The sequence below is a fragment of the Actinocorallia sp. B10E7 genome (assembly GCF_039871655.1).
Taxonomy (GTDB): Bacteria; Actinomycetota; Actinomycetes; order Streptosporangiales; family Streptosporangiaceae; genus Actinocorallia.
The window spans coordinates 323898-342541 of sequence record NZ_JBDPLZ010000001.1; the positions used below are offsets into that span (position 1 = coordinate 323898).

Genomic DNA, 18644 nt, shown 5'->3' on the forward strand with positions numbered 1-18644 from the left:
GTCCTTGTGCTCGTTGGGTCTGGTGGTCCGCGGGTCAGACGCCGCCGGTGACGGGCTCCGGCACGACGAAGCTCACGTCGAGGTCGCGGAGCTGCCGCAGGGCCATGGCGAGGTTGGTCCCGGCCCGGTCCAGCACGACCAGCAGCAGGAAGTCCAGCTTCGGCGCCGGGCTGAACCGCCGGATCAGGTGGTAGTGCCCTTTGAGGGTGATGATGACGTCCTCGAGGCCGCCTTCCACCGCCAGTTCCCCGCTCATGAGGGAGACGGTGTGGGCGATGTCCGTCGCGCCCGCCGCCGCGACCGGGATGTTCACCTCCCGCTCGCCTCGCGTGGATTCCAGCACCATGCCCGTCGAGGCGTCGATGAGGCAGCCCATGGCGAGCCCCTCGATCTGCCGTACCCGCTCGAGAAGTCCGTCGAGGGAGGATTCGGGCATGGGTGCGTCCTTTCCAACAGCACAGCAGGCCGGATCTCAGAGGACGTCCGCACTGCCGCCCGACATCCGGGACGAGCACCCGGCCTCATCGGTGCAGGTAAGCATACTCGTACTCCTCGACGCCGCCCGGAGAAGTGCATATCTCTCGGTGTAGTGCATTTCAGAATTCATGCAACGCGTCCGTGGTTCCGCACCGTCCTGAAAGAGACCGAGAGGAGCCACACATGCGGCGGTTGGGACTCACGACACTGGTACTGCTCGCCCTCACGGGCTGCTCCGATCCCTCTCCGGCGCGGAATCCGGAGTCCGCCGCCGGTCCCATCCGCACGATCGAACGGGCGCCGATCCCCTCCCGCATCTCGCACACCGCCGTGTGGACGGACAAGGAGATGGTCGTCTGGGGCGGCGACGCCTGCCCGCCCACCGCCCAATGCGTCGCACTGAACACCGTGGAGGACGGCGTCGCCCTGAATCCCGCCAAGGACTGACGGGATCCCGTCAGAGCCGGGCCGCCCTCCGGCCGCCCCCGGAGGGCGGATCCCACGGATTCACAATCGCCTCCATCAACTTCAAACAGCCTTCCAACCACCTAATGGGACAAAAGGTGCATGAGTGAGAACGAAGACCTGATGGAAGCGCTGCGGGAAGTCGTCGCCGGACCGGTGTTCGGCCCCGCGGACGCGGGATACGCGGCCGAGAGCGGCGGCTTCAACCTGGCGGTCACCCCGCGGCCCGCGCTGGTCGTCGGAGCGCTGGACGTCCGGGACGTGGAGGCCGCGGTGCGGTTCGCCGCCGAGCGGGGCCTGAACGTGGCCGTCCAGTCGACCGGGCACGGAACCGCGGCCGGACGCGCCGACGGGGCGCTGCTGGTCAACACCAGCCGGATCCGGGAGATCTCCGTCGACGCCGAGAACCGGACCGCCCGCCTGGGCGCCGGCTGCCGCTGGGGCGAGGTGCTCACGGCCACCTCGCCGTTCGGCCTGATGCCCCTGGCCGGCTCCTCCCCGCTCGTCGGGGTCGTGGGCTACACCCTGGGCGGCGGGGTCAGCCCGCTCGGCCGGGCCTTCGGCTTCGCGGCCGACCACGTCCGCGCCATCGAGCTGGTCACCGCCGACGGCAAGACCCAACGGGTGGACGCCGGGCAGGAGCCGGACCTGTTCTGGGCGCTGCGCGGCGGAGACGGCGGCCTCGGCGTCGTCACCGCCCTGGAGGTCGACCTCCTCTCCGTGCCGAGCCTCTACGCCGGCGCCGTCTTCTTCCCCGGCGAGCAGGCCGGGACGGTCCTGCGCGCCTACCGCGACTGGAACGCGTCCCTGCCCGAGGAGGCCTGCACCTCGCTGGCCCTGCTGCGCCTGCCCCCGGACCCCGAGCTGCCCGAGCCGCTGCGCGGCCGGTTCGTCGTGGCACTGCGCTTCGCCCACCCGTACGACGCGCAGGAGGGCGCCCGCCTCCTGGCCCCGATGCGCGCCGTCGTCGAGCCCGTCATGGACACCGTCGGCGACCTCCCGATCGACGCCCTCGCCATGATCCACATGGACCCGACCGACCCCATGCCGATCTGGGAGCAGGGCGACCTGTGCGACGCCCTGCCCGACGACGCCCTCGACACCCTGATCGCCACCGCGGGCCCCGAGGCCCAGAGCGCCCCCTTCATGATCGAGCTGCGCGCCCTGGGCGGCGCCTTCGCCCGCCCGCCACGCCACCCCAGCGCCCTCGACGGCCGCGACGCGGCCTACATCCTCATGGCCGTCGGCCTCCCCGACGACCCCTCGGGCCCCGCTCTTCTCAAGGCGATGCGCCCCTGGCTCCGCGGCGAGGCCCTCCCCAACTTCCGCGGCGCCACCCCCGTCGCCCGCACCCCCGAGACCGCCCGGCGCCTCGTCGGCATCAAGACCGCCCACGACCCGTCCGGCCTCTTCCGCTGACGCCCCCGCAGACCGCGTCCGCCGCGTGAAGGCCCACGCGGCGGACGCGGTCCACAAGACCGATGAGCGGCGTGCCCATAGCCCGCGCCCCGAGACCACCGGTCCTGCCGGACGCCGTCCAAGACGCCGGCCCACGAAATCGTGATCAAGCGCTGTCCCGAGGCGGTGTCTGAAGTGCGAACCGTCCTCGAGCCGTGAAACGGGGCGTCCGGTGCGCTGCGGGCGGGCTCAGAAGCGGGGGTCGCCCGGTTACCGTGGCAGGGAGGACGGCCCCGATCCCGCTGCCGAAGGAGTGAGCGCCCGGACATGGTGGAGCCCTTTTGGATCGACCGGTCGCGTGACGGGATCGACCGCTACGCCCAGGACGTACATCGGCATGTGGCCGAATTCGCAGCAAGCTGGGGCGACATCTCCCCGGTCGAGTTCGCGTGCGCCGCGTGGCGGGTGGCGACGCCTCCCCTGTCGGACCCGGGACAGGTGCGACGCCACCGCCGAATCCTCTCCGCCGAGTGCGTCCGCAACCCCTGGGACGGCTCCCTCCTGGCCCGCGTCGAACTGGCCGCGCCGCTCCCGGTCGAACTGACGGCGAGCCGCCGGTGGTGGCGGGACCGCGGCTGGCGCGACTGGCCGAAGATCTTCGGCCATTTCGTCGAACCCGCCGAGCAGGACCTGGCCAAGGTCCCCTACCTGCGGACGGTCCTGCGCATGGACGCCCCGCTCCCCCTCGCCGACCTGCCGCCCGCCCCGGAGGAGCCGCGCCCCGATCTGCCCGGCACCGCCCACCGCGCCCTGGTCGTCGTGACCCGCGAGCTGAACGCCCTCCTCGACCCGATCCTCGCCCAGCTCGACACCCCGGACCGCCCGGCTCGGCCGGGAGACTGAGACCCCGCCCGGGCGGAGTCAGAGGTCGGCGGCACGGCCCTCGAAAAGGGCGCGCTCACGGGCGTTGGCGGTCAGGGACGCTGCCCGGATGAACTCGGCGCGGGCCTCGTCCCGTCGGCCCTGGCGGGCCAGGAGTTCGGCGCGGGCGGCGGGCAGGTGCGGATAGCCGGGGAGGTCGTCGGCCAGCCCGTCCAGGAGGGCGAGTCCCGCGGCGGGCCCTTCGGCCATGCCTGCGGCGACCGCGTGGTTGAGGCGGACGACGGGTGAGTCCGTCCGGCGGAGGAGGAGCGTGTAGAAGCCGGCGATGCGGAACCAGTCGGTGTCGGCGGGATCCCTCGCCTCGGCGTGGCAGGCGGCTATCGCGGCCTGGAGCGTGTACGGGCCGGGCGGGCCCGCGGCGACGGAGCGCTCCAGGGAGGCGAGTCCCCGCCGGATGAGGAGGTGGTCCCAGCGGCGGCGGTCCTGGTCGAGGAGCAGGACGGGGGTGCCGTCGGGGGCTGTGCGGGCGGGGAAGCGGGACGCCTGGAGTTCCATCAGTGCGACGAGGCCGTGGACCTCGGGGTCTCCGGGGACGAGGCCGGCCAGGATGCGGCCCAGGCGCAGGGCCTCCTCGCACAGGGCGGGGCGGATCCAGTCGTCGCCCGCGGTGGCCGAGTAGCCCTCGTTGAAGATCAGGTAGATGACGCCGAGGACGGACTGGAGGCGGTCGGTCAGGTCGTCGGGGGTCGGCAGGGCGAAGGGGATGTTCCTGACGGCCAGGGTGCGTTTGGCGCGGACGATGCGCTGGGCGGCGGTCGGACCGGGGATGAGGAAGGCCCGGGCGATCTCGTCGGTGGTGAGGCCGCCGAGCAGTCTCAGGGTCAGGGCGGCGCGCTGCTGGGGTTTCAGCACCGGATGGCAGGCGGTGAAGATCAGCCGCAGGAGGTCGTCGCCGACCGGGTCGTCGAGTTCCCCGTCCGGGTCGGGTTCCGGCTGTTGGAGGAGGTCGCGCCCCACCTCGGCGAGCTTGCGCTCGTAGACGGTGCGGCGGCGCAGCAGGTCGATCGCCCGGTTCTTGGCGGTGAGCATCAGCCATCCGCCGGGATTGTCCGGGACGCCGTCCCGCGGCCAGCGTTCCAGCGCGGCGACCAGCGCGTCCTGCGCCAGCTCCTCGGCCAGCCCCACGTCCTGGACGATCCGGGCGACGCCGGCGATGATGCGCGCCGCCTCCATCCGCCACACCGCTTCTACGACACGGGCAGGATCGGTGGCCGTCACGGTCACCGATCCTGCCACCGTTCACTCCTCGCCGAACACCCTCAGGACGTCGGCTTCGCCTTCCCATCCCGGCCACAGGTCGCGGTGCAGGCGCAGGAACCGGCTGGCCCACTCGACCGCCTCCTCCTTGTCGCGCACCTGGTAGACCACATAGCTGATCAGCTCCTTGGTCTCCGCGAACGGCCCGTCGGTGACGGTCAGCTCCCCGCCGGAGAGGGAGACCCGCGCCCCGCCCGCCGCGCTGGGCATCAGCCCGGCGGTGTCCAGCAGCGCTCCGGACTTGGTGGCCTCGTCCCCCAGCGCCATGATCGCGTCCATGAGCTCGGGGGGCGGCGGCGAGGCGGGGGAACCGCTCTTCAAGGTGACGAGGTAGCGCATGCCCTTCTCCTTCTGTGAGAACTTCAGGGGAACCGTTCAGCGCCGGTACTCGACGGCGGCCAGAGCCGCCACCCAGCCCCAGGCCAGGATGACCGCCCCGGTGAACAAGAGGATGGACCAGGCGGCCCCGCCGCTCGCCGCCATGCAGCCGAACCCGGCCAGGAAGACGACGGCGACGGCCCGGGACGCCCCCGGCGCGAACCTGCGGGCCAGCAGGAGCATCGCGACGACCAGGCACACGAACCCGACCCCGGACGTCACGAAGTGCAGCATCCCATGCAGGCTCGCCTCCGCGGCGCCTTCCGGGGCGCCCTCGGGGAATCCCCGTCCCGGGTCCGCCCGGAAGATCCCCGCCCCGACCGTTCCCGCGCCGAAGACCCCGACCAGCGACGCCGCGGCCTTTCCGGCCCCGTTCCGGCGCAGCCCCACCGCGAACGCCATGACCATCAGCCCCGTCAGCACGAGGTTGGCCGACTGGATCCATCCGTAAGGCCCGTTGGCGAGCATGCTCCAGGCGTGCCGTCCGAAGTCGAACCCGTCCCTGAGGATCCCCTGTCCCACCGAGACGGCCACGTAGAACGGGCCCGCGAGCATCCCGTACCCCAGCAGCGACCGGGTGACCGCCTCCTCCGGAGCGCAGGTCGCGACGGGGGCGGTGACGGTGGCGTTCATGGTCTTCTCCTCGTTCCCGGCCCGGTCTCTCCGGCCCGTTCACCAGTGCCACGAACACCCGGCTCCGGTTTCGACGGCCTCCCGGATTTTTCTTCGAGAAATCTTCCGGGCCGGGTCAGGGGCGGGCGGAGTTCTGCGCGCGGGCGGCCGTCCCGGTGAGGGATCCGCTGATCTCGCGGGCTGCGCGGAGGCCGGATTCGACGGCGCCGTCCATGTAGCCGGGCCACCGGGTGGCGGTCTCGGTGCCGGCCCAGTGGAGGGAGCCGACGGGGGCGCGCAGCGCGGGGCCGAAACGGGTGAGGGTGCCGGGAGTGGCGAACGCGCCGTAGCAGCCCCGCGAGTACTCCTCCTCCGCCCAGTCGCGTTCGAGGAAGGCGATGGGCTCGCGGGCGGCGGGGCCGAAGTAGGAGGCCAGGTCGGACAGCACCTGGCGGCGGCGGGTCTCGGGGTCCAGGCGGGCCGCGATATCGGCGTGGCGGCCCTCCAGGAAGCCGAGCAGGACGCCGGGGGCCCCTTCGGGCGGGGTGTTGTCGAAGACGACACCGCAGGGGTGCCGGTCGCTGACGACCTGGCCGCTGAGCCCCTTCCGGCGCCAGAAGGGCTCCTCGTACACCACGTTGATCTTGATGACGCGTCCCATGGGCATGCGCTGGACGAGCTGGTCGCGGTCGCCGGGCAGGCCGGGGCTGTAGTGGATCCGGGAGGCCAGCGGCGGCGGCAGGGCGACGACGGCGCGGCGGGCGCGGATCCGGGTGTGCGCGGTGCGCACCACGACGTGCTCGTCCGTCCAAGCGATCCCCTGCACGGGCGAGCCGAGCCGGACGACGTCGCCGAGCCGCTCGGCGATGGTCAGGGCGATGCGCTGGGAGCCTCCGACGAGCCTGTCCTGCTGGGCTCCACCGGCGGTGTCGATGAGCGCGTCCGTCCCTCCGGCCGCGCCGATGTAGAACGCCGCCCACAGCGCCGACAGGTCTTCGGGCCCGGCGGCGAAGACGGCCTGCATCAGCACGCCCATGAACGCCCGCCCGCCCCGCGTGCGGAAGTTGCGGCGCACCCAGGTCTCGAACGTCTGCCCGTCGAGGCGGGCCGCGTCCGGGGCCCTCCACGCCTCCTCCAGCGGGATCCGCGACGCCAGCCGGTCCAGCCGCCACTGGCCCTGCTGGATGTCGGCGAGCGTCAGCGGGCTGAGCCGCGGTATGCGCCCGGTGTGCAGGCTCCGCCCTCCGGCGAGTTCGGTGAGGTACTTCCCCTCGTCGTAGGTCGGGAAGGTCTCCAGTCCGAGTTCGGAGATCAGGGCGAGCACCCGGTCCTGCCCCGGCCCGACCCACTGACCGCCCATCTCGATGACCCCGCCTCCGGGGATCTCCTCGTTGAGCAGCCTTCCGCCCACGCGGTCCCGCGCCTCCAGCACGGCCACCTCGTGCCCGTCCCGGACGAGTTCCCGCGCGGCCACCAGCCCCGCGAGTCCCGCACCCACCACCACGACGTCCACGGACTCCGTCATCGCCGTTCCCTTCCCCCGATGTCCATCCGGTCATTACCCGCCCGGCCCCATCGCATCGTTCCGGTTTCCGGTGCCGCGGGTGAAAGATTCAAAAAGATCATGATCGGCCACAGAATTCCACTGCAAGGACGACATAAGTCCGCTTAAGGACAATTCTCAATGCGACCCTCTGAAGATCTTTTTCTCGGCGAATGGTCAATACTGGTAAATAAGCCCTCTGAGCTGGCATCCTTACGGATGCAGGACGGGAAGGGCGGAGGCTGCCGTGGTGAGCATCGGCGTGCTCGGGCCGATGACGGCGACAGCGGGCGACCGGCAGGTGGCACTGGGAGGCCTGCGCCAGCGCGCGGTGCTGGCGGTGCTGGTGGCGGCACGGGGCCGTGCCGTCTCCGAGGACAGGATCCTGGCGGACGTATGGGGCGAGGGAGCCCCGGCGACGGGAACGCTCAGGTCCTACGTATCGGTCCTGCGGCGGCTCCTGGAGCCCGGCCGGGACACGAACGCCCCGGCGCGGCTGATCGTCCGGGAGGGCAACGGGTACTGCCTGCGCACGGACGCCGTCCGGATCGACGCCGAACTCTTCGGCGAGCTCGCCGAACGCGGCGAGGACCTGCTGCGGAGCGGCCGGCCCGAGGAGGCGCTGCCGCTGCTCGACGAGGCGCTGGCGCTCTGGCGGGGCGAACCCTACGGAGAGTTCGGGGACATGGGATTCGCCGCGCCCGAACAGGCGAGGCTGGGCGGTCTGCGGCTCTCCGCCTTCGAGCACCTCTTCGAGGCGAGGCTGGCGCTCGGCGGGCACGCCGCGCTCATCGGGGACCTGGAGAAGCACACCCTGGAGCACCCGCTCAGCGAACGCGGCTGGGAACTGCTGGCCACCGCCCTGTACCGGAGCGGACGGCAGGGCGACGCGCTGGCGGCGCTGCGCGGCGCGCGCCGGGTCCTCGCCGACGAGCTGGGCATCGACCCCGGTCCCGGCCTGCGCCGGCTGGAAATGGCGATCTTCGCGCAGGAGGAGCACGTCGGAGACGCCCCGGCGCCCCGGCGGGAGACCGCCGGGGCGCGTCCCGCCGCCCCCGCCGGGAGGAAGCGGAACCTGCCGCACGCCCTGTCCCGGTTCGTCGGCCGGACGTCCGAACCCGCGAAGATCGAAGCACTGCTCGCCGAGCACCGGCTCGTCACGCTCACCGGCCCCGGCGGGATCGGCAAGACCCGGCTCGCGCTGGAGACGGCGCGCGCCCGCCCGGACGGCGACGGGCCGTGGCTGGTGGAGCTGGCCGAGCTGGAGGACCCGTCGCTGCTGGCCGTCACCCTCGCCGGAGTGCTGGGGATCGCCGGGGCGACGACCGCCGAACGCCTCGGCGACGTACTGGGCGACCGGGAGGTCCTGCTCGTCCTGGACAACTGCGAACACCTCGTCGACGTGGTGCGCGACGCCGTCCGGACGCTGCTGGCCCGCGCGGGCGGACTGCGGGTCCTGGCCACCAGCCGGGAGTCGCTGAACCTGCCGGGCGAGGCCGTCTACGAGGTCGGCCCGCTGCCCGTCGAGCACGGCCGCGACCTCTTCCTCTCCCGCACCGCCTCGGCCGTCCCCGGCTGGACCCCGGACGCCGCGGAGGAGCTGGTCGTCCGCAGGCTCTGCCGCGAGCTGGACGGCCTGCCGCTGGCGATCGAGCTGGCCGCCGCGCAGTGCCGGGTCCTGTCGGTCGAGCAGATCGCCGCCGGCCTGGACGACAGGTTCGCCGTGCTCCGCGACGGCCCGGGCCCCGACCGGCACCAGACGTTGTGGAGCACCGTCGAGTGGAGCCACGGCCTGCTCTCCCCCGCCGAGCGGGAGGTCCTGCACCGGCTGGGCGTCTTCGCGTCCGGGTTCGACCTCGACGCGGCGGTGGCGGTGTGCGAGCGGCCGGTGTTCGCCGAGCTGAGCGCGCTGGTCCGCAAGTCGCTGGTGAGCGTGGAGGCCGGCACGTCCCCGCGCCGCTACCGGCTGCTGGAGACCATCAAGGAGTTCACCCGGGCCCGGGTCGATCCGGGCGCGCAGGCCGCGCACCGCGCCTGGATCCTGGCCGAGGCCGAGGCCGCCGCCCCGCTGCTGCGCGGCCCCCGCTCGGCGGCCACCGTCCGCAGGCTGGCCGCCCAGCAGCCGGAGCACCGGGTCGCGCTGACGTCCTCTCTGCTGCTGGGCGACGGCGACTACGCGCTGCGGCTCGCCGGGCTGCTGAGCTGGTTCTGGTACGGGCAGGGCGTCGTCGCCGAGGGCCTCGGCTGGATCAGCGCGGCGATCGAGCTCAGCCCGGCCGCCGGTCCCGAGCTGACCGGCCCGGCCTTCCTCGCCAAGTGCCGCCTGCTGTACCTGGCGGGGGACTTCCCGACGGCCAAGGACGCCGCGGGCGACGCCGTGCAGGCGGCGCGGATGCTCCGCGACCCGGAGCTCGAGGCCCAGGCGGTGCTGCACCGCGCGCTGTTCGGCGCCCTGTGCGGGGAGACGAACTTCATGGAGCTGGCCAGGGCCGGCCTGGAGCAGGCCCGTTCACTCGGCATGGCCTGGCTGGAGGCCGAGGCCCTCATGATCACCGGGATGCTGCTGCGTTTCGCGGGCCTGATCTCCGAGGCCCGCGTCACCCTCGCCGAGTCCGCCGTGATCGCCGAACGCTGCAGCTACGTGTTCGTCCGCTCCTCATCCCAGTGGCTGACCATGAAAATCGACCTGGATCTCGGCGAGTACGACCGGGCTCTGGAGGCCGGCCTGGACATGCTGCTGCATCTGGATGAGAACGGCGACATCACCTCCTGGGTCGTCGCCGTGCACAGCCTCGCCGCCGCACTGGCGCTCACCGGCAGCCCCACCGAGGGCGCCATGCTGCTGGGCGCCGCCTCCCACCACGGTTCCCGCGTCGGCTTCTCCCCCACCGAGATGGACCCCCTCGACGCCCCCCGCCAGGCCCAGCAGGTCCGCGACTCCCTCCCTCCGGAGGAGTTCGACACCTGGTTCGCCAGGGGCCGCGCCCTCAGCCGCGCCCAGATCCGCGTCCTCGCCGAGTCCTGGCAGCACACCCGCACCCGCTGACCCCGCCTTTGGACGGACGTGTCCGGGCTCTGGTGGCCCGGGGGCGAAGCTGCGATAGTGGCCGGGACAGCGGGTCCAGTCCGCCGAGGAGACCGTCGTGACCGTTTCGGCCGAGCTCGCGGAGATCCGTCAGTGGTGGGTGCGGCAAACGCTGCTCGACGGACCGCGTGAGCGGGTCCAGCGGATCGCGGGCGGGCCGGACGACCAGCTCACCCCCGCGGGGATCGACAACCCGTACTGGGAGCTCGTAAGGCAGCTGCCTTCGGTGCGCCACGGGCGGCTCGGCCTCGTCCCGGACGGCTTCGCCCGCGAGCTTCCCGTCGGCCATCACCTGCTGACCAAACGCTACGCGTGGGCGATCCCCTCTCCGGGGGACATCGTCTGGCTCGCCGGGATCCTCGGCGGCCGCGGGCTGGTCGAGATCGGAGCCGGCTCGGGCTACTGGGCCTGGCAGGCGCGGCAGGCCGGGATCGATGTCATCGCCTACGACCCCACCGACCCCGCGACCAACTCCTACACCGACGGCATCGAGTACCTCGCCATCCGCCCCGGAGGCCACACCGCGTCCCGGCGCCATCCCGACCGGGCGCTGCTGCTGTGCTGGCCCTCCTCCGGTGATCCCTGGGCCGCCGAAGCCCTGCGCGCCTACTCCGGCGACCTGCTCGTCTACATCGGCGAAGGCAGGGACGGCCACTGCGCCGACGAGGGCTTCTTCGAGCTCCTCGACCGGGAGTGGGTCCCCGTCGGCTCGAGCCCGCACCACGTCGCCTGGCGGCACACCCGCAGCACCGCCACCGCCTACCGCCGCGCCGTCTGAACGGGGAGCCCGGTCAGACGCGGCCCTTCAGCATCCCGTGCCAGTACATGGCGGGGAGGCCGTAGCGCTTGAAGTACCACATGTCCTTGCGTTCCTTCGCGGTGTCGATGAGGGGGAAGGAAGGCGTGTGGTTGCCGTCGTAGTCGAACTCGGCGAGGAGCATCTTGTCACGGGCCGTGACGAGCGGGCAGGAGGTGTAGCCGTCGTAGGCCGCGGTGCGCGGATGCCCCTTCATGTCCGCTACGAGGTTCTTGACGACGACGGGCGCCTGCTTGCGGATGGCGGCCCCGGTCTTGGAGGTCGGCAGGTTGGCGACGTCTCCGAGCGCGTAGACGTTCGGGTAACGCGGGTGGACGAGGGTGTGCTTGTCGGCCTCGACGTAGCCGAAGGGGCTGGCGGGGTCGGCCAGAGGGCTCTTCTTCACCCAGTCGGGGGCGCTCTGCGGCGGCGCGGCGTGCAGCAGGTCGTACGAGAGCGTCTCCTTGGTTCCGGAGCCGTGGTCGGCGAGCGTCAGCTCATGGCGCTCGGGGTCGACGGACAGGAGCTCCGACCGGAAGCGGGTCTCGATGCCGTAGCGTGCGACGGCCTTCTCCAGTTCGCGGGCGAAGACCGGCACCTTGAACATCGTCGGCTCCGCCACGGCGAGGATGACGCGGATGTCCTTCAACCGGCCCTGCTGCCGCCAGTAGTCGGCGGCCAGATAGGCGATCTTCTGCGGGGCCCCGCCGCACTTGATCGGGCCGGCCGGGTAGGTGAACACCGCGGTCCCGGATTTGAGGTTCCGGATGAACTCCCACGTCTTGGGAGCGTATTCCGGGGAGTAGTTGCTGGATACGCCGTCGTGCCCGACCGATTCGGCCAGGCCGGGGACGCCCGCCCAGTCGAGCTGGAGGCCGGTGGCCATCACCAGGTACTCGTAGCCGATCTCGGCGCCGTTCACGGTGGTGACCACCTGCGCGTCGGGGTCGACCGCCACCGCGGCGTCGCGGATCCAGCGGACGCCGCGCGGGATGACGGACGCCTCGGGCCTGCGGCTGACCTCGACCGGGGCCTGGCCGCCGCCGACCAGGGTCCACAGCGGCTGGTACCAGTGGGTGTCGGAGGGCTCCAGGATCGCGATGCCGCCGATGCCCTGGCGGCGCAGCCGGGCGGCGACGGTGATCCCGGCGGTGCCGCCGCCGATGATCAGGACGTGGTGCCGATCGTTTCCGGGGGTGGGTGCGGAGGTCATCCGGTGCTTCCTTTCAAACAGCGCGATTAATACCCCTAGGGGTATCTCACCTTCCAAGGTAGGCCGCCGGACGGCGCCCGGCCAACTCGCCCTGGGAAGTCTTGGGTAAAAACATTCCCGCAGGTCGTCGGGGGTTCGGGGGAGGTCGCCCCCCATAGGCGCGGGGGTGGGACACCGGGGTGTCCCACCCCCACGTGGAGCGGTGTCGTGCCGTTCGGATCAGGCGTCGGCCGGGGCGTGGGCCGCGGCCCAGGCGCCGTAGCCGCCGAGCAGGTCGGAGACCTCGGGGCGGCCGGCCCGGCGCAGCAGGCTCGCCGCGACCGAGGAGCGGGCGCCGCCGGCGCAGTGGACGACGATCCGGCGTCCGGCAGGGGCCTCGTCCAGCCGCTTGGGCAGCTCGGCCAGCGGGATGTTGACCGAACCCTCGATCTTGCCGTTCTCCAGCTCACCGACGTTGCGGACGTCGATCAGCAGCGGCGGCTCGGCGCTTTCGAGGGCCTCGCCCAGTTCGGCGAAGGTGATCCGCGCGGCCTTGGCGACCTGGTCGGGAGCCGAGGTCAGGGCGTCCTCCGGGTCGGCCAGGTAACCGACGGCGGTGTCCAGGCCGATCCGGGCGAGGCGGGTGATGGTCTCCTCCTCGCGGCCCTCGGGGGCGATCACGACGATCTCCTTGCCCGGCTCGACGACCATGCCGGCCTGCTCGGCGAACCGGCCGTCGGCGGGGACGTTGATCGAACCGACCAGGTGGCCGGCGGCGAACTCCTGCGGGTCGCGGGCGTCGATGACCACGGCTCCGGCGTCCCGGCGGGCCAGGACCTCGGCCAGCGGCAGCGCCTTCAGGTGCTCCTCGATCTTCAGCAGGTCCCGCTCCTTGCGGTTGAGGATCGCGTCGTAGACGAAGTAGCTCGGAGCCGCCGGCTGGCCCTCGGTGACGATGTCGATGAACTCCTGCTCACCCATGGGGACGCAGGCGTAGTTGCTCAGCTTCTGCGCGCCGATGGTGGACTGCAGCTCGGTCGACAGGTTCTTGCCGCAGGCCGAGCCCGCGCCGTGCGCCGGGAAGACCCGGGTCTGGTCGGGCAGCGCCATCAGCTTGTGCTGGATGCTGTCGTACAGCATCTTGCCGAGCTCGTCGGCGGTGACGCCGATGGAGGCCAGCAGGTCCGGGCGGCCGACGTCGCCGATGAACAGGGCGTCACCGGTCAGGACGCCGTAGGGGACGGTGTCGTCCTCGTGCTCGAAGACCAGGACGCTGATCGACTCGGGGGTGTGGCCCGGGGTCTCCAGGATCTCCAGGGTGACGTCGCCGAGGCTGATGCGCTCGTGGTCGTACAGCTTGCGGATCGGGAACTCCGCCTCGGCCCGGGAGCCGTAGCCGATCCAGGCGCCGGTGCGGGCGGCCAGCTCCAGGTGGCCGGACAGGAAGTCCGCGTGGAAGTGGGTGTTGATGACGCCCTCGATGTGCAGGCCGTTGGCCTCGGCGTCGTCGAGGTACTCGGAGATGTCCCGGCGGGGGTCGACGATGACGGCCCGCCCGGTCTGCTTGTCACCGATCAGGTAGGACGCCTGGGACAGGCAGTCCAGGTAGTGCTGTGCGAAGTACATCCGGGTCTCCTTGGGCTCCATTGCTCCAGGGTCCTTTCGGGTAGCGACGGTTGCGGGGGCTGCGGCGGGTCCGGTGCTCCGGGACCGCCGGATGATCAGGGTGACCGCCCCGGTGAGGGCGGCGAGCGCGACGGCGGCCAGGAAGTAGGGCCGGACCACCGCGGGGAGCTCTTGGGTGAGGACGAAGACGGACATGACCACGACGAACCAGCCGAAGCCCTTGCGCAGCCGGTCGGGGTCGACCATCCCGGAGAGCCGGGAGCCCAGGAGGCTGCCGACGATCGCCAGGGCGGTGACCGCCAGGGTCAGCGACCAGTCGATGTGGACGCTCTGCAGGTAGCCGGCCAGACCGGCGAAGGACTTCATCGCGATGACCAGCAGGGAGGTGCCGACGGCGACCGGCATGGGCAGCCCGCCCATCAGGGCCAGGGCCGGCACCACCAGGAAGCCGCCGCCCGCGCCGACCAGGCCGGTGACCAGGCCGACCGCGCCGCCCTCCATGAAGATCTTGGCGATGGGGCGGTCTCCGGCGTGGGCGCCGGATTCCGGGGCCTTCTTGCCGCGCAGCATGGCGGCCGCGGTGACGGCCATCATGATGCCGAAGGCCACCAGCAGCGCGTTCGCCGGGATGAACTCGGCGAGCCTGCCGCCCGCGTAGGCACCGACCATGCCCGCGAGGCCGAAGAGGAGTCCGGTGCGCCACCGGACCCGGCCGGCCCGGGCATGGGGGATGACTCCCGCCACGCTCGTCGCGCCCACGACGAACAGCGACATCGCGATGGCGGACTTGGGGTCGACGCCGGCCAGGTAGATCAGCACCGGGGTGGTGAGGATCGAACCTCCTCCGCCGAGCAGTCCCAGCGTGACCCCGATGATCACCGCTGCGGCGAGCGTGAGCACGAGGGTCATGCTTATCGCCTGTCCCCTGCGAGCTGGGAGACGACCTGGTCGAGGCTGCAGGTCGCACCGCGGTTGTAGGGGAGCTTGGAGAGCATCATGCCCATCGCACAGGTGTTGGTCAGGGAGGCGAACACCAGGCCGCCGCCGACGAAGGCCGACACCCACTGCAGGCCGGGGACGACCAGGCTGCCGAGCACGCCGGTCAGCACGATCGATCCGGCGACGAGCCGGACCTGGCGCTCCAGGTCCCAGCGCTGCTTCTCGCTCCGGTTGAGGGGGGCTCCGGCGGCCTCCCAGGCCATGACCCCGCCTTCCAGCACGCGGGTGTTGCGGAAACCGGCGTCGGCCAGCGCCTGCTCCGCCTGACCGGCGCGGGCGCCGGAGCGGCAGATGAGCACCACTTCCTCGTTGAGGTGGTTGCGCAGCTCGTCGCGGTGCTCGCGCAGCATGTCGAGCGGAACGTTGTAGGAGCCCGCGATGTGGGACGTGGCGAACTCACCCGGTGTCCGGACATCGAGAAGGCGGGGCGGGTTCGGGCCGGCGAGGCGGGCACGCAGGCTTTCTGCGTTCAGCCTCGCGGTCATGTCTTTCATCGGGCCTCCTTCTCGGCGATGTGGTCCGGATCCCGTGATCCGGCTCCGTGGATACCCCGGGGGGTATGTCCCACACAGTATCCGAAGGAAGGCCGAAACTCCAAATACCCCTGAGGGTATGCCGCGCCATACCCGGAACCCCGGGGGAAAGGGCCGTGACGGCCACCGGCTCCCCGACCCTCCCGACCTGCCCGCACGGCCGGGATCAAGCCTCTATGCTCCTTCACCGGCACAAAGATTGGAGCAGACACTCAGTGGCAACCAAGACCATCGTGGTGGACGACATCGACGGATATGACGGGGAGGACGTGGCCCGCCGGGAGTTCGAGGTGGGCGGCGGCAAGTACGCCATCGACCTGGGCGACGCCAACTACAAGAAGCTCGGCGAACTCCTCGCCGAGCTCGCGCCGTTCGTCGAGAGGGCCGCCGTGGTCAAACAGGCCGGGCGCACGCGCAAGAGCAGCGCCGAGACCACGCCGCGGCTCCAGGGCTACACCAACACCGATGTCCGCGCCTGGGCCGCCGAACAGGGCATCGAGGTGGGCAGGAGCAAGATCGACGACGAGGTGTACGAGCGGTTCGTCGCGGCGCACCCCGACGCCCGCCCCGACGCCCGCCCCGCCGGCTGACCCGGCTGGACCTGTGACGCTCCCGACATGAAATCTCCCGTGGCCGTTGTAGACATTCGATTGCACGGCGACTAGAGTTCTTCTTGTCGAAAACGAAGGGTCCAGAAACCGGGTCAAGGACGAACCACCCGGATGAAGATCAGGTCAGAGGTCGAGAGAAAGGGGTGAACGGCGCCATCAGGATCGCCCGGCCGGTGGTCGAACCGCCCGGGTGCCGCAGTTCCACAGATGGGAAGGTGGTCTACGGTCACGCATTCGCGATCCCCGCGCTCCCGTGCACAGCGGACGGCAGGCGCGGAAAAGAAGATCGGCCCGACGGCCGATAGATGGTGTTAGACCCAGTCAGGCCCCGGCGCACATGCGCCGGGGCCCCGTATGCGTTCTGGAAGGTTCTATGGGGCAGGTGACCATGGCTTCAATCGGCAAACCCACGGACAAGTTCGACGACGACGACTATCCCGCCTACAGCATGGGCCGGGCCGCCGAGATGCTCGGCGTCACCCAGGCGTTCCTGCGCAGCCTGGACACCGCCAGGCTGATCTCGCCGCAACGCTCCGGAGGCGGGCACCGCCGCTATTCCCGCTACCAGTTGCGGATCGCCGCACGCGCCAGGGAACTCGTCGACCAGGGCACCCCGCTGGACGCCGCCTGCCGCATCATCATCCTGGAGGACCAGCTCGCCGAGGCCCAGCGCATCAACGCCGAGCTCCAGGCCCGCCAGCAGCCGGCCTCCTGAACGCGGACGCCTCACCCGCTCTCCGTCCGAGGCGCATCCCATCCCCGAGATCTCTCGGGGACACCCCTGAGCCAATAGTCAGGGTTGACTAATCAGAGTTTTCTAATTGATAGTGACTATGATGAAACCGTGACGGAGAAGAAGGCGAAGAAGCGCAAGGTCTCGAATCTGCTGGCGTTGGCGGTGTTGTCGTACCTCGTCCAAGGCCCGCGGCACCCCTACGAGCTGAGCCGGATGCTGCGGGAGAACGACGACGGACGCAGCATCAAGTTCACCCACGGATCGCTCTACATGGTGGTCCAGCAGCTGGCCAAAGCGGGCTTCGTCGCCGAGCAGGAGACGACCAGGGAGGGAGGACGGCCCGAACGCACCGTCTACGCGCTCACCGACGCCGGAAGGAAGGAGCAGCGTGACTGGCTGCGCGAACTCGTCGAAGAGCCCCAACACGAGTACCCGCGGTTCGTGGCCGCGCTCTCACTGATCGGCGCGCTGCACCCCGACGAGGCGGTCGGGTTGCTGCGCCGCCGGCTGGAGCGGCTCGACGAGCAGGGCGCGGAGGTCCGCGCCATGATCGACGGAACGGTCTCCGCCGGGGTGCACCCGCTGTTCCTCGTCGAGGAGGAGTACCGGCTGGCGCTCCTGGCCGCCGACCGGGCCTTCACCGAACGGTTCATCACCCAGATCACCGACCCGGAGGACGGCTGGGCCCCGGCGTGGGCCCGGTTCCACGAAAGGCAGGATCCATGAACCGAGTACGCACCGCCCTGGTCGTCGGCGGCGGCATCGCCGGACCGGCCGCCGCGATGGCGCTCCGGAAGATCGGCGTGGAGGCGACCGTCTGCGAGGCGCGTCCCGGCCGCGCCGACGGCGTCGGCGTCTTCCTGACCCTCGGCTCCAACGGGCTGGACGCCCTGCGCACCCTCGGCGCGGACACCGGCCCGCTGGCCGCCGGATTCCCCACCCCGGGCATCCTGCTGCGCAGCAGCACCGGCAGGGAACTGGGCGTCAGCGCCATCAGCGCCGCGCCGCAGGACGGCCCGGTGAGCCGGACCGTCAAACGCTCCGACCTGTACCGGGCGGTCTACGGCGAGGCCGCCGCCCAGGGGATCCGCTTCGAGCACGGCAAGCGCCTGGTGCACGCCCAGGACACCGGCCCGTCCGTCCGGGCCCTGTTCGAGGACGGGTCCGAGGCCACCGCCGACCTGCTGGTCGGGGCCGACGGGGTCCACTCCACCGTCCGTCGGCTCATCGACCCCGAAGCGCCCTCCCCCGTCTACGGGAAGCTGCTCAATCTGGGCGGCTACGCCCGCGGCGTGAAGCTCGACGCCGACCCCGGCTCCTACGTCATGATCTTCGGCCGGAAGGCGTTCTTCGGCTACGTCCTCTCCCCCGACGGCGAGGTCTGGTGGTTCGCCAACGTCCCGCGACGCGACGAACCGGCCCGCGCGGAGCTCGAACCCGTCTCCGCCGAGGCCTGGCTGCACCGGCTGAAGGACCTCTTCGCCGACGACGCGGGGCCCGCCGTCCGGATCCTTGAGGCCACCTCCCCCGACGACGTGATGCGCGCGAGCCCCCTGCACCTGCTCCCGCACCTGCCGCGCTGGCACCATGGCCGCATGGTCGTCATCGGCGACGCCGCCCACGCGCCCTCCCCCAGTTCCGGCCAGGGCGCCTCCCTCGCGATCGAGGACGCCGTCGAGCTCGCCCGCTGCCTGCGCGACGTCCCCGACCTTCCGCTGGCCCGCTTCGAGGAGCTCCGCCGCCCCCGGGTCGAACGCATCATCAAGGCCGCGGCCCGCGTCAACTCCAGCAAGGCGGCGGGCCCCGTCGGCCGCGTCTTCATCGACGCCTTCCTCCCGCTGATCCTCCGCCTCGCCGCCGGCGGCGAGCAGACCCGCCGGACCTACGCCCACCACATCGACTGGACCGCCTCCGCGGCCTGACCGAGGCGGGCACGGGATGTCGGGTCCGGACGGGGGCTCCCTCCCTAACTTGAAGGCGTAAGAGGAAGGAGC

Annotated in this window: 17 protein-coding genes; 9 read left to right on the top strand and 8 right to left on the bottom strand. The window is 71.6% G+C overall.

From position 1 onward, the window contains the following. Positions 1-34 precede the first annotated feature (34 nt). Positions 35-436: a hypothetical protein gene (locus tag ABGB12_RS01495; protein ID WP_347673866.1), complete on the bottom strand. Its 402-nt coding sequence runs from the start codon at positions 434-436 to the stop codon at positions 35-37. A gap of 224 nt (positions 437-660) precedes the next feature. On the opposite strand from ABGB12_RS01495, the gene ABGB12_RS01500 reads away from it, so the two are divergent. The 3 genes from ABGB12_RS01500 (at position 661) to ABGB12_RS01510 (ending at position 3243) form a co-directional block, all read left to right on the top strand. Further along, positions 661-924 (top strand): hypothetical protein, encoded by a 264-nt coding sequence (locus ABGB12_RS01500; protein ID WP_347673868.1) that lies wholly within the window; start codon positions 661-663, stop codon positions 922-924. Positions 925-1044: 120 nt separating this feature from the next. Then, positions 1045-2361, top strand: a complete 1317-nt coding sequence (locus ABGB12_RS01505) for an FAD-binding oxidoreductase (protein WP_347673869.1) — start codon at positions 1045-1047, stop codon at positions 2359-2361. Positions 2362-2667: 306 nt separating this feature from the next. Next, positions 2668-3243, top strand: coding sequence for a hypothetical protein (locus ABGB12_RS01510; RefSeq protein ID WP_347673871.1), 576 nt, complete (start codon positions 2668-2670; stop codon positions 3241-3243). An 18-nt stretch (positions 3244-3261) separates the two neighbouring features. Here the strand turns inward: ABGB12_RS01510 and ABGB12_RS01515 are convergent, their stop codons facing one another. The 4 genes from ABGB12_RS01515 to ABGB12_RS01530 all read right to left on the bottom strand — a co-directional run bounded on the left by ABGB12_RS01515 (position 3262) and on the right by ABGB12_RS01530 (position 7054). Beyond that, a complete protein-coding gene (locus ABGB12_RS01515) occupies positions 3262-4455 on the bottom strand; it encodes an RNA polymerase sigma factor (RefSeq protein WP_347675005.1) in 1194 nt (397 codons plus the stop codon). A 66-nt stretch (positions 4456-4521) separates the two neighbouring features. Then, entirely contained in the window at positions 4522-4878 is a 357-nt protein-coding gene (locus tag ABGB12_RS01520) for a YciI family protein (protein ID WP_347673872.1), read from the bottom strand. 36 nt (positions 4879-4914) lie between these two features. Further along, positions 4915-5550, bottom strand: a complete 636-nt coding sequence (locus ABGB12_RS01525) for a DUF998 domain-containing protein (RefSeq protein ID WP_347673874.1) — start codon at positions 5548-5550, stop codon at positions 4915-4917. A 115-nt stretch (positions 5551-5665) separates the two neighbouring features. Next, positions 5666-7054: a flavin monoamine oxidase family protein gene (locus ABGB12_RS01530; protein ID WP_347673876.1), complete on the bottom strand. Its 1389-nt coding sequence runs from the start codon at positions 7052-7054 to the stop codon at positions 5666-5668. A 268-nt stretch (positions 7055-7322) separates the two neighbouring features. Here ABGB12_RS01530 and ABGB12_RS01535 point away from each other — a divergent pair, with 268 nt between their 5' ends. Further along, positions 7323-10118, top strand: a complete 2796-nt coding sequence (locus tag ABGB12_RS01535) for a BTAD domain-containing putative transcriptional regulator (RefSeq protein WP_347673878.1) — start codon at positions 7323-7325, stop codon at positions 10116-10118. 97 nt (positions 10119-10215) lie between these two features. Then, the gene (locus tag ABGB12_RS01540) at positions 10216-10935 is read left to right on the top strand and encodes a hypothetical protein (protein WP_347673880.1); all 720 of its coding nucleotides are present in this window, start codon (positions 10216-10218) and stop codon (positions 10933-10935) included. Between the two features lie 13 nt (positions 10936-10948). Here ABGB12_RS01540 and ABGB12_RS01545 read toward each other — a convergent pair whose 3' ends face one another. The 3 genes from ABGB12_RS01545 to ABGB12_RS01555 form a co-directional block, all read right to left on the bottom strand. After that, positions 10949-12166 carry an FAD/NAD(P)-binding oxidoreductase gene (locus ABGB12_RS01545; protein ID WP_347673881.1) on the bottom strand — a complete coding sequence of 406 codons (1218 nt, stop codon included), beginning with the start codon at positions 12164-12166 and terminating at the stop codon, positions 10949-10951. Between the two features lie 219 nt (positions 12167-12385). Beyond that, positions 12386-14680: a TSUP family transporter gene (locus ABGB12_RS01550; RefSeq protein ID WP_347673882.1), complete on the bottom strand. Its 2295-nt coding sequence runs from the start codon at positions 14678-14680 to the stop codon at positions 12386-12388. 2 nt (positions 14681-14682) lie between these two features. Continuing rightward, complete coding sequence (locus ABGB12_RS01555) at positions 14683-15264, bottom strand: rhodanese-like domain-containing protein (protein ID WP_347673884.1); 582 nt, start codon at positions 15262-15264, stop codon at positions 14683-14685. A gap of 254 nt (positions 15265-15518) precedes the next feature. On the opposite strand from ABGB12_RS01555, the gene ABGB12_RS01560 reads away from it, so the two are divergent. The 4 genes from ABGB12_RS01560 (at position 15519) to ABGB12_RS01575 (ending at position 18572) form a co-directional block, all read left to right on the top strand. Beyond that, complete coding sequence (locus tag ABGB12_RS01560; protein WP_347673885.1) at positions 15519-15893, top strand: histone-like nucleoid-structuring protein Lsr2; 375 nt, start codon at positions 15519-15521, stop codon at positions 15891-15893. 409 nt (positions 15894-16302) lie between these two features. Beyond that, on the top strand, positions 16303-16629 hold the full coding sequence (locus ABGB12_RS01565; protein ID WP_347675007.1) for a MerR family transcriptional regulator: 327 nt from the start codon (positions 16303-16305) through the stop codon (positions 16627-16629). A gap of 129 nt (positions 16630-16758) precedes the next feature. Next, the gene (locus tag ABGB12_RS01570; protein ID WP_347673887.1) at positions 16759-17376 is read left to right on the top strand and encodes a PadR family transcriptional regulator; all 618 of its coding nucleotides are present in this window, start codon (positions 16759-16761) and stop codon (positions 17374-17376) included. After that, complete coding sequence (locus ABGB12_RS01575) at positions 17373-18572, top strand: NAD(P)/FAD-dependent oxidoreductase (RefSeq protein WP_347673889.1); 1200 nt, start codon at positions 17373-17375, stop codon at positions 18570-18572. The genes ABGB12_RS01570 and ABGB12_RS01575 overlap by 4 nt, the downstream gene beginning before the upstream one ends. The last annotated feature ends 72 nt before the right edge of the window (positions 18573-18644 follow it).

Excerpts from the sequence above, each read along its gene's own strand:
- ABGB12_RS01495 (WP_347673866.1), bottom strand. The coding sequence starts at position 436 with ATGCCCGAATCCTCCCTCGACGGACTTCTCGAGCGGGTACGGCAGATC.
- ABGB12_RS01500 (WP_347673868.1), top strand. The coding sequence starts at position 661 with ATGCGGCGGTTGGGACTCACGACACTGGTACTGCTCGCCCTCACGGGC.
- ABGB12_RS01505 (WP_347673869.1), top strand. The coding sequence starts at position 1,045 with ATGAGTGAGAACGAAGACCTGATGGAAGCGCTGCGGGAAGTCGTCGCC.
- ABGB12_RS01510 (WP_347673871.1), top strand. The coding sequence starts at position 2,668 with ATGGTGGAGCCCTTTTGGATCGACCGGTCGCGTGACGGGATCGACCGC.
- ABGB12_RS01515 (WP_347675005.1), bottom strand. The coding sequence starts at position 4,455 with ATGGAGGCGGCGCGCATCATCGCCGGCGTCGCCCGGATCGTCCAGGAC.
- ABGB12_RS01520 (WP_347673872.1), bottom strand. The coding sequence starts at position 4,878 with ATGCGCTACCTCGTCACCTTGAAGAGCGGTTCCCCCGCCTCGCCGCCG.
- ABGB12_RS01525 (WP_347673874.1), bottom strand. The coding sequence starts at position 5,550 with ATGAACGCCACCGTCACCGCCCCCGTCGCGACCTGCGCTCCGGAGGAG.
- ABGB12_RS01530 (WP_347673876.1), bottom strand. The coding sequence starts at position 7,054 with ATGACGGAGTCCGTGGACGTCGTGGTGGTGGGTGCGGGACTCGCGGGG.
- ABGB12_RS01545 (WP_347673881.1), bottom strand. The coding sequence starts at position 12,166 with ATGACCTCCGCACCCACCCCCGGAAACGATCGGCACCACGTCCTGATC.
- ABGB12_RS01550 (WP_347673882.1), bottom strand. The coding sequence starts at position 14,680 with ATGACCCTCGTGCTCACGCTCGCCGCAGCGGTGATCATCGGGGTCACG.
- ABGB12_RS01555 (WP_347673884.1), bottom strand. The coding sequence starts at position 15,264 with ATGAAAGACATGACCGCGAGGCTGAACGCAGAAAGCCTGCGTGCCCGC.
- ABGB12_RS01565 (WP_347675007.1), top strand. The coding sequence starts at position 16,303 with ATGGCTTCAATCGGCAAACCCACGGACAAGTTCGACGACGACGACTAT.
- ABGB12_RS01575 (WP_347673889.1), top strand. The coding sequence starts at position 17,373 with ATGAACCGAGTACGCACCGCCCTGGTCGTCGGCGGCGGCATCGCCGGA.